A 16,557-nucleotide genomic window follows, 5' to 3' on the forward strand; every position below is an offset into this window, starting at 1 on the left:
CGCTACTGACCCGCAGATCAATAGCGTTTTTACTATTCATAAATATGTCACTCTACCGCTAGCTTTATTTTTCTCTATACAGGATCGATTTGCCGCTGATTGCGGCAATAGACCCGACCTCTGTCATGAGCAGAGAAAAGTTTTCCGGTGTCAGGGATTGTTTGCCATCGCACAAGGCTACATCCGGATTCGGATGTACTTCAATAATCAACCCGTCGGCACCGGCCGCAACTGCCGCGCAGGCCATAGGTCTGACCATTTTCCAGCGTCCTGTGCCATGACTGGGGTCGACAATAACCGGTAAATGACTTAATCTTTTTACGGCAACGACAGCCCCCAAATCCAGCGTATTACGGGTATATGTCTCAAAAGTTCGGATGCCGCGTTCACAAAGAATAACATTATGGTTGCCTTCGCACATAATGTATTCCGCCGCATCCAGCCATTCACTGATGGTAGCCGCCATGCCGCGTTTAAGCAGCACAGGTTTATCGGTTTTACCGACGGCTCTGAGCAAATTGGAATTTTGCATATTTCTTGTGCCGATTTGCAGTACATCAGCATATTGACTGATCATGCCAACCGCAGCAGCATCCATAACTTCCGTCACAACCTTGAGGCCGGTTTGCTCTCTGGCCTTAGCCAGCATTTGTAATCCTCTTTCTTCCAAACCTTGAAAAGAGTAGGGTGAGCTACGCGGTTTGTAAGCACCGCCCCGCAAGAACTGTGCACCGACTCTTTTAACCGCCTTGGCGGCTTCCAACAATTGCTCCTGGCTTTCAACTGCACAGGGACCAGCCATGATGCCCAAATGCTTCCCACCGATCTTGACTCCCTGCACATCAACTACGGTGTCTTCTTGTCTGAATTCCCGGCTAACCAGCTTGCAGCTATTTGATTTTTTGACTTCAGGAAAACCATCGACTGCTATGCCGCCGACAACAGACTTCTTTTGGTCGTTCACACTGTTAACCGGTGCTGCTTCTTCCTGGAACAAGGGATATTGCAGGCCAACTTCCATCAAATTTTTAGCCACAATGACCAACCCTCCTTTGCCGAACCATCACTCTCTCCTGTGTATTGCCCCTACGGCCATCGCCGTATACTGCTCTACGGCCGGCGACACCAGTTGTCTGGAGAAACTGCCTAACTTTTCACACGTCTCTTCCAGTTCTCTGGAAGGTGTGGACATAGCAACGATACCGGCGCCCACATGGAGCCACGCGCTCTTATCTTTCTGAAAAACAGTCCGCAAAACAAGGGCGGCGTCCATTGTGCCATCACTGTCAAAGGTCATTACGCAGCCGCTATAGAGATTTCTGGGATGGGACTCCAGTCTGCCAATGGCTTCAATAGCCTCTTTTTTGGGAATGCCGGAAGCTGTTACCGCAGGGAAAAGGGCGTTGAAGGCATGCCATGAATTGTAACCAGATTTAAGTTTCCCTTTTAATCGGGAAGCAATATGCTGGACAGTCCCTCTATTTGCAACCGACATAAAATCACTCACGGCAATAGTCTCAGTGTCACAAACACTTCCCAGTTCTTCAAAGGCCAATTTTACGGAAACCGCATGCTCGGCAATCTCTTTCGGGTCATGCAGCAGTTCTTCTCTGAGCGTTTTTTCCTCTGCCTCGCTGCAGCCCTTTGCGCGTGTCCCCGCAAGCGGCTGGGTGCTTACCCAGCCTTGGCTGTCCACTTCAACAACCGTTTCCGGACTGAACCCTGCTGCCGTCAAACCATCCATACTTAGCAGAAATGATCTTGCGGGCGAGTTGACTTTTCTTCCCGCGATATAACTGGCAACCAAATCAAGTTCCCGGTCAAGCGGGATTTTTCTGGACAAAATTACTTTTTGATACTTGCACTCCCCAATTTCCTGCACGGCATCCGCTACAATACGCAGATAATTCTCAGAGTTAGTGGTATTTATTCCCGATACTTCCAGCTTGCTCCCGTCTGTTCTTTTTGCCAGGCTGCTGCTTTCTGTTCCCGCTAACGTTCTCACTAGTCTGCTAAGCTCTGCCAGCTTGTCCTCTTTTAAGGCTCTTAACTGGATTGAGCCTTTCGTAAAGCGCAATTCGACTTCAGGAATAAATAATTGCAAAAGGCATTCATCTTCCGTGAGAAGCGGCATTTTGTGATTATAACGGGCCAATCCGAAATTGGCTCTTCCATAGGCACGCCAGTTTTTTAGCCTAACTGACTGAAGGGCCGTGTCAATGGTTTCACTTAGTCTGCCATTTTTGAATTGCAGTGTTTTATCTCCGGTTTTTAGTGTCGTATATGCAGAATCAACGGATAAAACAGCATGAATTCCCATCCCTAAAGACAACTCTCCCTTGTTTTCATACAGGAGATAGTTTATAAACAAACCAGACTCCGCAATTTGGCTTGCTGCCAAATGAGCATCTCCCGCAAAATTGATTGTTTTTTCTATGTAGGCAGTCGGGTTGTCGGGTTGTCCATATTGTATTTCAACCTGGGCACCCCATTCCTTATTTACTTTCATTGTTATCTTCCTCCCCGAATAATCTTATTTTTTAATACTCTTGGTTCACATGCTCACAGGTTACCTTGCTTTATTTCTAAATTTAAAGAAAGAATAGAAAATCAACAATTTGTCGATCAAACTGATACAAAAAAGCCGTAAATAAGATAAAAAGAACAACAAATACTATTTCCGGAAATGAAATATATACTTTTCTCAAAGAAGTTCTCTTATTTTCTCCATCAATCCCTCTAGTCAGAGCTGCTGTTGCCAATTCATCAGATATTTTGACACTTCTGAGCAGGAGAGGAATCATAATGTATTCTGTTGTCTTAACAGGCTGCAGTATAGCCCTTTTAAAAGACAAATCAATGTTGCGCATTTTCATAGTATCCCGGATATAACCTAACTCTTCTGTTACAGTAGGTAAAAATCTAAATAAGACAGCCAATGATAAAATAATTGATTTAGGAATTTTTATTTGCTCCAAAGCTACTATTAACTCATTGACTTTTACTGTAGAAAAAAGCCAATAACTAAGCATAACCAGTGGAATAAACTTTAACATAGTGTAAGTAATAGCACTTAACAAAATTGTTAGAGATTCTATACTAATTAAATTAATAACATAATTAAATACCACAATAATAATATAAGCCAAAATAAATTTAATACTTTTTTTAACCAAGCCAGAAAATAAAAATATAACAAAAACCACTAACAAAGAAATTAAAATAGTTAACTCCTTTGCTGTACAAAAAAGCATTGTGCTAAAAGCCAATGTAATAATAATTTTCATTCTGGGATCTATATCTCTAAGACTATTTTTTTTATCGATCCTAATCAATTTATCCGTATTAGCAAAACCAACAGAACTTGCTTTTGATGACATTTCTAGATGCACCTTGTTCACCTCATCAGTTTCTTTTTCTTCTATAAAATCAAGAAATAACGCCAGCTTTCACAAAATGTTTTTTCAACATCTTTTTGCCCAAAATAGCTCCCAGCAATGCTCCCAGTGCTGATGCAACTAATACTCCCAATAATATTGGACCATTTAATATTTCTGTAAAAGCATTAACATAGCTGGCATTATAACCACTGGCAACAGAGTCCGTGCGCCAGGATTCTGTAAAAAAGACAATGGGAGCAAAAGATCCAAGCGCATAACCGCAGATTAAAACAGCATAACTTATGGTAACTCTGTGTAAATCTTTATATGATCCCCAAACAATTAATTCTCCCAAAAGTGTTGCTAAAATAATAGCTACAACAAATGTCCAAGAGCCACTTAAAAGAAATAATATAACTGCCTGTAAAACACCACTAACAAGAAGTGTCCCCTTTTTAGCAACCTTTATCATTAAAAGCATAAAAACAACCCCTAATGGTATTGCTGCTATTGCCGGAGCAAAAATACCAGTTACAGGAAATATGCCAACAACTACAGTAAGCAATATAAAAAGCACTGTAAACACTGCATTAAGAACACCTAAAGTAATAAAATCTTTTACCTGCATTTTACTGCTTGATTGTATATTCATTTTTACCTCTCTTTTTAAAAAATTATCATGTTATGAAATCGGTTAAACCTAAAGGCTTAGGATTTTGTCCAGTAATATTTTGGGCAGGTCCTAAAAGTTTCGCAATATCCTGCCAAACCTGACATGCAGTTAATTGATACTGAGCGTAAGCCTGATCTTTTTTCTTAGCTAGAATTTTATCTCTAAACCTACACAATAAATTACCAACACCATCTGTCCAAACTTCTGAGAAAAGCTGCTGATAAGTTGCATTTTTATCTGGTGAAACTAACTCGCTGACTTTCAAATTAAAAAAAGACCCAGAGCCACTTAGAGCCATAACACCGTCAGAAGTGCGTTCAACATGCATCTTGGGATTCCATAAAACAAGTCCATGAGTATCTGTCAACTGTAAATTACCACTATTTGTACCGATAGTAATTCTATGCATTACATGCATATGATTATCTGGATCATTAGGATTAATCTGATTTTGAACTCTTAAAAAAAGGGGAATCCCTCTGATTTGTCCACCAAAATTACAAAACTGACCTTCCTGAGGAGGACTTAATAATTGAAATGACCATGGTCTAAAGCTGCCCAAAGCTTTACCTAAGATATCTATCATTGGATAAAGCATTTGCAAACTGCAAGCAGCATCAATATATATTGGTTCACTTTTAGCCAATATCTGATTAGCAGCCTTAATAAAATTACGCGGCGACTCTACATCAGCATAAAAGCCATCGACTTCATAATAACAATTTGAATAACGGGCAGTGCGTAAACACTCACCTAATTCGCTTTGATGAACCGGAAATTCTTGAATAACATTGATGCCTTTAACCAACAATTTATTGGCTATATCAGTTCCTGCACCGCCTGCAATTGCTGATCTAATAATGACACAAGCTATATCTACTTTATCTTTGTCTATATCATCAATATTATTAATTAAAGGAATATCATACTCTGCTGCACATTTTGCTGCTTGAGCACTACCTCTGGCTACAATACCAACTAATTGAAATTTATCTGGCATAGACTTAATACCTTGCATAAAAACCCTGCCAAAAGTAGTTCCACAAACAACGACCTTTAACACTTCTCCCATTTATATGTTTACCTTTCTCTCAGAAATTTTAAAATTAACCTGACCTATTTCGCAAAGTAGGCTTCAGATAATCAACCAAAATACTGTCTTGTGGTAATGGATATTGAGCCATACGTCTATGTTCTGTTAGAAAATGACGTATTTTCCTCTTTTTAAGCACAGAATCTTCTATATTGCTAAGAGAAAGAGGCTCTTCAACCGGTAAGTAAGTATAACCGGCTAGCAATATCCCAAGCATTGCTGCCGCTTGCCAAACCCCTTTTTCTAAACAAACTGCCACAACATCCCCTTGTTGACAACCTTTTTTCAGAAGAGCTTGTTGTACCAAAGCTATATAGCTTGAAAGTTCTTGATAAGAAACCTGTTGCTCTCTGTTAAACAAAGCAACGGTATCAGGAGATTGCCAAGATACTTTTTGGATACTTTCCAGTAAAAACTGAGGTGGCAGAAACGACTTCTTTGATAAATGAACTGGCTTGTGCTCAAACCAGCAGCTTTCAGCTTCTGCCATTTTTGTAAGCAGCTTTTTCAACACTGCAAAAACTTCATTAATCATTCCATTAGGAAATATGCCAGATCTCACATCCCAATTAAGATGTAAAGCACCATTATGTTCAGCAACCTGACAATCAACCCATACTTGAGGTGTTTGCGTGATTCCATATGTTAACTTAGCATTAGTCATATATTCGCCATGAATAGTGTCATCATCATCTGCTCCAATAGTACTTGTATAAACTACCGGAATTATCACATTTTTATTGCGCCGGCGATTCATTTCTCTAAGCACTTCCACACCAGAAAACAAATTATGTTGAAGATCACTCCACAACTGGTGCTGTAAACTTGCAGCTCTTTCTACAAAAGTACTTTTGCCTTCTGTGTTTACCTCTAAAACATTAACAGCAGTAAAATCGCCGACAATATTAAGTTCACGATCAGCCTCCGGGCGATTTAGTACAGTAATATTAATACAAAAATTAGACTCATCTGACCACAAACCAATAACTTCACTAAAAGCAGCCAATACTGCACCCGAAGGAGTTATTTTGTTGTATTTAGCCTGTTGACTCAAGGTAGACCACAGTGGTTTTTCTAATACAAAGTAATGGCGCTCAAAAGTCACTTCAGCACCACCATGTAATTCTTTGAACACAGGAAGCCGGGGAGCCTCAGGCAATTGATCTATTCGCTTCAGCCAATATTGTCTGTCTCGATCTTTTTGGACCTTTTTAAACTTACGATTTTCATCAGATTTTTCAAAAAGAATAATATCGCGATAAGTTACTTCCGGTTCTGCCAAAGGCTGCTCAGGATGATAATAATAATGATCCAGTTCTTTTAAAATTACACTGATACTGACAAAATCGGCAATCAACATATCAAGAGAAATATGCAAAATACTCTTATTGTTAGTTGTTGTCAAGAACATTTCATATAAAGGCCATTTATCAGGTAAATATTGCTTATCAGCCAAAAGACGGCGGACTTGTTCTATTGCCGCTTGCATAGCCCCCTCATCCATACCTCTGAGATCTTGAAAGTTCAAAAGCGGCAATACTACAGCTTGCAAAACCTGCTGATATCCTTTAGTAGAAACAATTGCTCTTAACATATCATGCCGACTAATCACCTTATGCCAAGCGTCTTCTAATCTCTTATGGTCCATAACAGGCATAGTTAATTCTACATAAGCATGACAACCCACTCCTCCTAATTCGTAATCATTGTTTCGCCCTACTAAATAAGCCGCTTGTATATCAGTTAGCGGAAACGGTTCATAACGATTAACACCATCATGGATAATAACAGGCTCTTGTTTTTTTAAATGTTCAATCAGAGATTGTTTGCAAGAACGTAATTCTTTTATATGTTCTTGAGTTAAGGTGCCGGCAGGAGCCCGAAATCGTAATTGATCAACATCTACCCAAAGTTGTACTCCCAAAGCTTCATATTTTTGTACAATGTCGTCAACTATCACAATACCCCCTCCTCTAATCTTTGATCATCAATCCAATCCTTTTGACCTCTTAATTTCCTAATCTCCCCAGCCAAAGCAGCAATAGTAGTCTTAGTAAACAAAGTTTGTAAAGGAATTTCTCGGGGAGCAATCCTTTTCTTATGAAGCTGACCTAAAATTCTCACTGCTTTGATACTATCTCCACCTGATAAAAAGAAATCAGCATTACGTGATAACCTTTTGACCCCAAGTACCTCTGACCAGACAGCCGCCAACTGGCTCTCTAAACCCGCTTGCGGCGGTTCAGCCAAAGATGCTTGTTCGCTTTTGTATTGTTCAATTTTTTCTCCGACCTTTTCTCTATCAACTTTACCATTCACACTCAAAGGCATTTTTTCTAAAACCACTATTTTGTTTGGAACCATATAACCAGGCAGCCTTTGGGTCAAAAACGCATTAACTTTATTAATGCTTTCTGGTTTATCTGCTTTTAATACAACCCCCGCAGCCAGTGACCCCACTTCTTTTTCCACAATAACTACTGCATTTTGTACATAGGGAGCTTCTAAAAGAGCAGCTTCAATTTCACCTAATTCGATACGATGCCCTCTTATTTTCACCTGAAAATCTTCTCTACCCAGAAATTCAATATTACCATCAGGCAAATATCTGCCAAGGTCGCCGGTTTTATAAAGAAGCTCACCGGTATTAGGGTTAACAATAAAACTGGTTTGCGTCTTTTCCTGGTCCTGCCAATACCCTTTGGCAATACCGATACCACCAATATATAACTGACCAGTTACTAAAACAGGACAATCTCCCAACCACTCATTTAAAACATAAAAGCGTTGATTATCCATAGGCTTACCGTAAGGAATGCTCTTCCAATCAGCTTTTACTTCATTAATTGGATAGCAGATAGACCAAATAGCAGCCTCTGTTGCCCCACCCAAACTGATTACCTCTGCGTTCCTAAAGCATGCCTTACTATCTCTTGGCAAATTAAGCGGAATCCAGTCACCACTTAATAAAACCAGGCGTAAGGACTGAGGCATCATTTGATCTGCTACTTCTTCCAATAACATTTGCATTAGAGCAGGTACAGTGTTCCAAATAGTAATTTCTTCTTTTTTCAACAAATCTGACCAGTAAGACGGCTCCCTATTTTTAGCTGCATCTGGCATCACAATTGAACCGCCTGCTGCCAAAATTCCAAAAATATCATAGACAGATAAATCAAAATTCAGGTTGGAAAGTGCTAATACCTTATCATTGGCCCCAACATTAAAACGTCTATTAACATCTAAAATAGTATTAACTACACTGCGATGCGTCAGCATTACTCCTTTAGGCTTTCCTGTTGAACCAGATGTATATATCACATAAGCCAAGTCATCTGGTCTGCTTTGATCTTTTGCTGCAGCTACATATTCAAATACCATATGATCAATAGCTACACATTCTGATCCCCAATCTAATTTTTCCACTAGCCAAGACTGAGTAAGAATTATATCGACTTTTCCATCAATAAGCAGCTGTTCGCGTCTTTTAGCAGGATTATCCGGATCAATAGGCAAATAAGCAGCACCTGCTTTTACAATTCCAAGTACAGCCGCAACCTGTTCCCAGCCTTTATCCATACACACTGCGACCAAAGTATTTGGTTGTACCCTTCTCTCCGTAAGCAAAGCAGCTACTCTATCAACCTGCCAAGCTAATTGTTCATAAGTTAAGGTACGATCTGAAGCAATCACTGCAGGATGATTCGGTGTTTTGGTAACATTTTTATTAAATAAACTATACAGAGTTTCTTCAGTAACAGGCACTTCTGTACTATTAGCTTCCTGTATTTCGGAGAGTCCAGGAACAGCAATCAAGCTATATACTTTCTGGCGCCAAACTTCCGGAGCATTAGCTAAACGTTGCAAAAGACCATGATAGGCTGCAAACATATCTTCTAACATGCCTTGGGGGAATAATCCTTCTACCGCATCCCAAATTAACAATAAACCATCTTTTTCTTCAACTACTTGATGATCAAGCCAAATTTGAGGAGTCTGAGTAATATTGTAAACAAGTTTACCTAACCATTTTTCCTCATTACCCGAGGTATCCCATCGCTCAACCCCTAAAGCACTTGTAAATACTACCGGCATTACATTATGCTGAGTGCCATTTATTTTAGCTAACTGACGTTGTACTTCTACTCCGCCTAAATAAGGATGATCCAAATCACGCCATAACTGTTCTTGTAAATAGCGGCCTCTTTCTAAAAATGTTTTACCTTGCCGCTGGTCCACTGCCAGCAAGGTCAAAGATGTGAAATCACCAACAATATCATTTACTTGCGGATGAAGAGGCAATCTATTAAATTGAGTTAAATTTATAGTAAATTGAGCTTGTTTGCTCCAGGTAGCTAAAACTTCGGCATAAGCTGTCAATAAAATGCTGGAAGGTGTTAAGCCAGCAGCAGCCGCTTGCTGCTTAATTTGTTGCCATTCTTTACTATCCAATCTACCATCCAAACGACAAAAACGCTGCTTTTTAATTGACTCAGGATTTTGCGCAAGCGGAAGTTGCGGAGCTGCCGGCAACCCAACTAAACGTTCTTGCCAATATTCTTGGTCTTTTACATACAAATCTGTTTTTTTCAGTTCAGCTAAAGCTAACACATAATCTCTAAATGAGCACTCCAAAGTAGGCAAGGGCGCTGCCGGCTCCCGATAAAGCCTTGCCCATTCCCGCATGAGATAAAACATGCTCCAGCCATCAAAAATAACATTGTCAAAACTAACATGCAAACGCACTTTATTATCATCAAAACGAGAAGCTCTTACCTCAAATAAAGGCCAGGTATCTGTAGCAATAATTTGATGAGACATCTCATCTCTAACTTGCGCTAAAGCCTTCTCCACTTTTGACGGTGGTTCATTTCTTATATCTAATACTCTAATTTGATAAGGAGGCACTGCTTTTAAAATCTGTTGATGCTCACCATCTGGCAACATAACTACCCGCATCATACTATGCTGGTCAATCAAGCGCTGCCAAGCCCTATTGACTCTGCTAATATCCAGGCCATCTGCTTCCACCTCAAAATAACAATGAGTCGAAACATTCCCCAAAGCATATAAGCCACTGCGACCAAATAAGTATGCTTGCTGTATATCTGTCAAGGGAAATACTTCATATAAATTCTTAGGCTCGGGAACGATCTGAGGTAATTGACCAGATACAGCATAGTCCTCTTGCTTATCTACTAAATGCTGAACATGTTTAGCCAATTGACCAACAGTCGGATTTGCAAAGATATCTCCCAAAGCCAATTCCAGCTTCAACTGACTGCGCACCACTCCACTAATTCTAGTTGCAAGCAGTGAATCGCCGCCTAACTCAAAATAATTGTCATCTAACCCAATCTTTTCAACACCAATTACCTGTTGCCAGATAGCGGCCACGGATTGTTCCATTGAAGTTTGCGGTTCAGCCAAAACTTTTTCAGATTTTCCTTGCGGTATTTGATTAGGTACAGGCAGAGCCTTTCGATCTATCTTACCGTTTGCAGTGAGAGGCAATGAATCTAAAACCATTAAGGTGTTTGGCACCATATATTCAGGCAGTTTCTGACCTAAAAACTCTTTTACATCTTCTACTTTAATTTGTTTCATTTTTGGGAAGCCCTGAGCAATAATAACATGCTGTGCCTCACCGCCAGGGAAAGCTGCTATTTGTTCAAAACCCTTTAACGCTAATAACTGCTGCCATTTTTCAGCAGTAAACAGCGGTGCTGACATCTCTTTTCTCTCATCTTCAAAATGGCTAAAACCATCTTCCAGAAAAGCAGTAGTTATATGTCTTATCCTACTATCTCTCGTAACTTCTTGGAGCAATAAAATACCATTTGGAGCCAACAATGCACTAATATTATCAAGCCCCAAATTAACATTTTTAACTTGATGCAGAGAATCTGAACAAATAATCAAATCATAATCATGATTGATAAAACATTGCGCTAATAAACTTTTATTCATATCAAGCAATTCATAGTGAACTTCATATCCATGTAATCTAGCTTTAGCTTCATGCAAAAAGAAAGGCGAAGAATCAGTAATTGTATATATCATCTGTTCGCTATCTATTGAAGCTAATAAAGCTGCTGTAAAATTACTGGATCTGGCACCAACTTCTAAGACCTTAACTGGTTTTGCTGTACCTTGGCTGCTCAAAATTATTTTAATAAGCGCTTGAGCAACAAGATTTCTTTCTCTAAAACCAGGTAAAGTCTCCAATAAATTATTGGGAGCTAATTGTAAATCTTCATTAAAGAAAACATCTAATGGATTCATTTGTCCGCGTAATAAAGGAACCAGATAATTTTGCAATCTTTCTAAATAACCATAAATACCTTGGCTATAACCAATATTTGCAATAGGAAAACTTTTATTAAATTCTAGTTTTTCGTTATTGCTAAATACTTCTTTTTCGCTTTTTATTAACATTTTCTCTGCTACTAACAGATCAAACCAGGTTTTAATTAGTGCATGATAATTTTTCGAAAGTTGATAATGCTCTAAAAATGAATCAACAGTATAACTCTCATGCGGTTTTTGGAATGCCCCTAATTCCTTCAAAGTATAACAAATATAATAAACGCTCAATAAATCAATATATTGGGGAATATTCAAGAAGTCGGCCATTTTTATCGCTGAATTTTGCGCTAAACTTTCTGTTGTACCTCGCTTAACTAACTTATCCCACAAAGCAGCGGCCTCTTCCTGATTCATTGCATATTCTTGAAGAGATGCAGGTACTACTGTTTGATCTAAAACCACGTAACCAACTAATTGCTTGCTGCCTCTGGCGTCACCATAGGCAATTACTAGTGCATCACTAACAGCTGGGTGATGAGTTAAAGCAGCTTCAATTTCACCTAACTCAATTCGATGACCTCTTACTTTTACTTGGAAATCTTTACGTCCCAAAAATTCGATTGTACCGTCAAACCAAAAACGTCCCATATCACCGGTTCTGTACCAAGTTGAACCTTGGTGGCTAACAAAGCGGTCTTTTGTAATCGCAGGGTCACCCCGGTAACCCTGCCCTACACCGGCACCACCGATCCATAATTCCCCTGGTACCCAGGCAGGACAATCCCGCCCGTTATCATCAACAACCCGGTAACTCTGATTTGTCAATGGCTGACCATAAGGAATAGAAGACCAATTGGCAGGTAATGGCAACTTAACTTCATAGAAATTAGACCAAATAGAAGCCTCAGTTGCCCCACCCAAAGCAATAAACTGGCAATTTTCTGTTTGGTTTTGTAACCGCTCAGGCAAATCTAAACCTATCCAATCCCCTGAAATAAGAACAAGACGAAGGCTAAGCTTTTGTTTATCCTCAACTGCCGATTTAGCAGCAATCAAAAGCATATCCAATAAAACGGGAACTGAGTTCCATAAGGTAACTCCATATCTATGAATCGCCTCTAACCAGCAAGCAGCTTCCCGTCTGGTTGTTTCATTTAACAGCACCAAAGAACCGCCTGCACTGAGTAAGCCAAAGACATCATAAACAGATAAGTCAAAATCCAAGCCTGAAACAGCCAACATACAATCCTTATCACTAACATTAAAACGTGTGTTAATATCAATAATTGTATTCCAAGCTGCCTGATGACTTATTTCAACACCTTTGGGCTCTCCCGTAGATCCGGAAGTAAAAATAACATAAGCAATATCGGTAGCAGATACCTCGGCTATGTTTGTTGCAGGAGCAACTGCATCGGCATCAGTAATCCGGTGAACAGTCACTGCTTCAGGCCAGTTTTCTTTTACACCATCAGCATGAGTGATTACGTGAGAAACATTAGCCTTCTTCAACATGTAATTACGTCTTGCGGCAGGTTGAGCGATACTGCACGGCATATAACATGCTCCAGCGGCTAAAATACCCATCACGGTAATAATTTGTTCTACACCTCTTGGTAAAACAACCGCAACAGTTTCACCCTTCTGCAGACCGGTTTGTTGTAATAATGCTGTAACTTTTAACGCCTTTTCAGCAATTTCCGCATAGGAAAAACATATTCCCGAATCACTTTCAATAGTGGCAATTTCATCAGGCTGTTGTTTTGCTAAAGCAAAAAACGATGAATGCAGACAATTGGCGGCTGCATCAGCGATTGGTACAGCTCTTTCTGCTAAAGCTAGCTGTGGCACTGCTTCCCAGTCATTGTCAGTTTTCGCTAACCACTCTACCAACTGACCCAAAGCAGCAAACATTTCCGCAATCATTCCTTCAGGAAATAATTCATCTACTGCATCCCAGGCCAGTAACAGCCCACCATCAAATTCATACAGTTGGAAATCCAACCAAACCTGAGGTGTTTGGGAAATCATATAAGCCAAAGTACCGAGAACACTTTTACATTCATCTTGAACCAATGGCGCACTTAAATTATAAGCAAAAACCACTGGTGCAAAATTACGTCTTTCTTGGTAAAACCGCACAAGATCACGCTGAACTTGAACGCCGGAATAAGCCGTGTGTGCAGCATCCTGATGAAATCTCTGCTGTACAGCCTGAACATGGTCTAAGAAAGTTTGTTCTTTTTCACAATCTACCGGTAACAACAGCAAATTTGTAAAATCAGCAACTACATCTTCCAAACCGGCTTCTCCTGTTTGTCGATCAAACAGAGGAATGTTGATAAAGAATTTAGAATTCGAACTCCAGCGTTCTAAAATTTGCGCATATGCAGTTAAAAACATCATAGCAGGGGTTACTTTATTTACTGCACAACGTTTTTGCAAAGTTTCCCAAGCATTTTTACTGACAACTTGCGTTCTTCTTGTAAAAACAGCCCCTTGAACTGTTTCTGGTTTCACTTTTAAAGGAAGCTCCGGCGCCCCAGGTAACTCAGACAACTGACTTTGCCAATACCTTTTTGCTTTTTCTTTTTCTGCAGAACGAAGCTGCTCCTGCTTGCGCAAATAACTGGCAAAACTCCAATTAGCAGGAGCAGGCAATGCATTATCACCAGCATAAGCATTGGCTAAATCTCTTAAAACTATATGTAAACTTTGTACATCAGCAACAAGCAAGTCAATATCAAAGTACAGTCTGGTTTTGCCTTCAGGCAATAAACAAAGTTCTAAACCAGCTACTTGACCTTTTTCTATAGCCAGACGCCGATGAGATAGTCTATCCCTGATTCCAGATAACGCTAACGAGCAATCTTCTTGAAAATATAGACTAAAGTCATGAACCGTTACTTGCGAATTAAATGGTTTATCCTGTATTTCTTGTCTGCCATCTTCCAAAAATCTTGCTCTAAGCATGGAGTGATGATTCAATACTCTGTCCCAGGCCGTTTGCAAACGCTCAGGATCAATATGTTCACCATCTAACTCCAAATAAGCATGGCAACTTATCCCGCCTAGTGCTTCGCCGTCTTTACGTCCTACCCAATAAGCATACTGAACATCAGTTAACTCAAAGGGGCCTTGCAGCATACTATCAGCTTCAACAAACTCACCGGCTGGCACTGCCTCTTGGTTAACGTCCAGATTTAGCAAAGACAACCATTCTGCCAAAGTAGGCACTGCCATAAATTTAGCAAAAGTGACCTTTTGACCTTGTTTGCGCAGCTTATTAACAATACGCATAATCTTCAATGAATCTAGTCCTAATTCAATTAGGTTTTGATCCTCAGCAAAATCTATTTGATCAGATAACATAGACTGAATTTCTATTTTTAAATCCTCATAAGTTAAGGAGGAATTATCTGATGGCGTTTTTTTCATAAAGTTCTCCTCTATACCACTTATCGCTACTCACCTATAGCCATTTTAATCAGCTTATTTTTATCTAATTTACCAACACTGCTTAGCGGCCAAGAATCTATAAATTCTAATTGATCCGGCATCTTATAGCGAGCCAAACCTCGCTCTTTAAGAAAAGCATGAATCTCTTGCAAACTAATCTTTTTGTTATCTGTAATCAAATAAGCACAACTCCGATGACCAAGAGTTTCATCCGGCAGCGGCACTAAGGCAGCATCTTTAACTTCCGGGTGCTTGCATAAATAGTATTCTATCTCAGCAGGCATGATTTTCTCCCCTGCGCGATTAATCTGCTCTTTGATGCGTCCATCAATGTGAAGATTGCCTTCAGCAGTTATTCTCACTCTATCGCCAGAACAATAATAACCTTCAGAGTTAAAAGCTATTGTATTTTGTTCAGGCAACCGATAATAACCGCGAATAGTCAATGGGCCTCTGAAGATAAGTTCCCCAAACTCCCCTTGAGGTACCTCATTACCATTTTCATCAACAATTTTGATATCCTCCGCTTCGGCAACAGATTTGCCTTGACATGAATAAATAATTTCATCCGGATCATCAAGTCCTGTATAACAAAGCAGCCCTTCTGCAATTCCTAAAACTTGCTGTATTTTACAACCAATTTTTGCAGAAACTTTTTTTAAAACATCAACATTACAAGATGTCCCACCTACTTGTAATACTTCCAAACTGCTTAGATCACTAAAATCATCCCATTCCAGTACTTCTTCCCATACTTTCAGTAATGCGGGAACCAAAGAAGTAATTGTTACCTTTTCTTGTTCTATCAACGGAAAGACTTCATCACAACTGGTAGTTTTACTCAAGACTACTTTGCCGCCAACTGAAAAAGTACCAAAAACACCGGGACTGCAAAGAGCAAAATTATGGGCTACAGGCAAAACAGCTAAATAAACTGTTTTTTCACTCATCCCGGAACGTTTAGCTGAAGCTTTAGCATTATAAATATAATCAGTGTGAGTTCTGGGTATTAATTTCGGAACACCAGTAGTACCACCAGATAAAATTAAAACAGCAATATCCCGGTAAGCTGGGCCTGTTAATTCAGTAAAACATCCGTTAATATCATTAAGATTTATATAAGCTTCACTTGCCCCATCTGTAATAACATGTTTGATACAACTATGTTTTTGCACTAACCTGGCAGCCAATTCTTCATAATTAAATCCTAAATAAGTGGTCGGAATTATATAGGCAACAGGTTTTGCCACTTCCAAGATTCCACTTACATCAGATTCTCGCTGCGCCGGCAGAATTAACACAGGTACAGCACCAATTCTAAAAAGAGCAAAACAAGTGACAAAAAATGAAATGGTATTGGGCAGTTGAACTGCCACGTTATCACCTTTTTTGATACCCATATGATAAAAACCAAAAGCTAATTCATCTGCTTTTTGATCAAGTTCTTGATAAGTCAATCTAACATTATCTTCTATCAAAGCGATTCTATCTTTATAAGTGGCAGCCCACTCCCTTAAACGTTCTCCATAGGTAACTTTTTCCCAAACCCCTAACTCTTCAAATCTTTTTTCCGCCTGAGCAAACCACTCTTCCCGGCCACTGGCTATTCCCATAAGTCTCCCTCCCCAAATAAAAATTGTATT

At 39.6% G+C, this 16,557-nt stretch carries 8 protein-coding genes; all 8 read right to left on the minus strand.

The features are described 5' to 3' along the window. Nucleotides 1-64: 64 nt before the first annotated feature. Nucleotides 65-1,021 carry a 3-deoxy-7-phosphoheptulonate synthase gene (gene aroF, locus GT1_RS10005; protein WP_188398631.1) on the minus strand — a complete coding sequence of 319 codons (957 nt, stop codon included), beginning with the start codon at nucleotides 1,019-1,021 and terminating at the stop codon, nucleotides 65-67. Nucleotides 1,022-1,063: 42 nt separating this feature from the next. Then, the gene (locus GT1_RS10010; protein WP_188398573.1) at nucleotides 1,064-2,509 is read right to left on the minus strand and encodes a salicylate synthase; all 1,446 of its coding nucleotides are present in this window, start codon (nucleotides 2,507-2,509) and stop codon (nucleotides 1,064-1,066) included. Between the two features lie 82 nt (nucleotides 2,510-2,591). Further along, nucleotides 2,592-3,380, minus strand: coding sequence for an energy-coupling factor transporter transmembrane protein EcfT (locus tag GT1_RS10015; RefSeq protein WP_188398574.1), 789 nt, complete (start codon nucleotides 3,378-3,380; stop codon nucleotides 2,592-2,594). A gap of 49 nt (nucleotides 3,381-3,429) precedes the next feature. After that, nucleotides 3,430-4,032, minus strand: a complete 603-nt coding sequence (locus tag GT1_RS10020; RefSeq protein WP_188398575.1) for an MptD family putative ECF transporter S component — start codon at nucleotides 4,030-4,032, stop codon at nucleotides 3,430-3,432. A 25-nt stretch (nucleotides 4,033-4,057) separates the two neighbouring features. Further along, nucleotides 4,058-5,125, minus strand: a complete 1,068-nt coding sequence (locus GT1_RS10025; RefSeq protein WP_188398576.1) for a Gfo/Idh/MocA family oxidoreductase — start codon at nucleotides 5,123-5,125, stop codon at nucleotides 4,058-4,060. A gap of 34 nt (nucleotides 5,126-5,159) precedes the next feature. Then, nucleotides 5,160-7,106 carry a condensation domain-containing protein gene (locus GT1_RS10030; RefSeq protein WP_188398577.1) on the minus strand — a complete coding sequence of 649 codons (1,947 nt, stop codon included), beginning with the start codon at nucleotides 7,104-7,106 and terminating at the stop codon, nucleotides 5,160-5,162. Beyond that, on the minus strand, nucleotides 7,103-14,893 hold the full coding sequence (locus tag GT1_RS10035) for a non-ribosomal peptide synthetase (protein ID WP_188398578.1): 7,791 nt from the start codon (nucleotides 14,891-14,893) through the stop codon (nucleotides 7,103-7,105). The genes GT1_RS10030 and GT1_RS10035 overlap by 4 nt, the downstream gene beginning before the upstream one ends. Nucleotides 14,894-14,919: 26 nt before the next feature. After that, nucleotides 14,920-16,527 (minus strand): (2,3-dihydroxybenzoyl)adenylate synthase, encoded by a 1,608-nt coding sequence (locus GT1_RS10040; RefSeq protein WP_188398579.1) that lies wholly within the window; start codon nucleotides 16,525-16,527, stop codon nucleotides 14,920-14,922. Nucleotides 16,528-16,557 lie beyond the last annotated feature (30 nt).

Source organism: Sporomusa sp. GT1, assembly GCF_014634905.1.
GTDB lineage: Bacteria > Bacillota > Negativicutes > Sporomusales > Sporomusaceae > Sporomusa > Sporomusa sphaeroides.

Bases quoted from the DNA above. Each gene is read 5' to 3' on its own strand.
- aroF (WP_188398631.1), bottom strand. From the start codon at position 1,021: ATGGAAGTTGGCCTGCAATATCCCTTGTTCCAGGAAGAAGCAGCACCG.
- GT1_RS10010 (WP_188398573.1), bottom strand. From the start codon at position 2,509: ATGAAAGTAAATAAGGAATGGGGTGCCCAGGTTGAAATACAATATGGA.
- GT1_RS10015 (WP_188398574.1), bottom strand. From the start codon at position 3,380: ATGTCATCAAAAGCAAGTTCTGTTGGTTTTGCTAATACGGATAAATTG.
- GT1_RS10020 (WP_188398575.1), bottom strand. From the start codon at position 4,032: ATGAATATACAATCAAGCAGTAAAATGCAGGTAAAAGATTTTATTACT.
- GT1_RS10025 (WP_188398576.1), bottom strand. From the start codon at position 5,125: ATGGGAGAAGTGTTAAAGGTCGTTGTTTGTGGAACTACTTTTGGCAGG.
- GT1_RS10035 (WP_188398578.1), bottom strand. From the start codon at position 14,893: ATGAAAAAAACGCCATCAGATAATTCCTCCTTAACTTATGAGGATTTA.
- GT1_RS10040 (WP_188398579.1), bottom strand. From the start codon at position 16,527: ATGGGAATAGCCAGTGGCCGGGAAGAGTGGTTTGCTCAGGCGGAAAAA.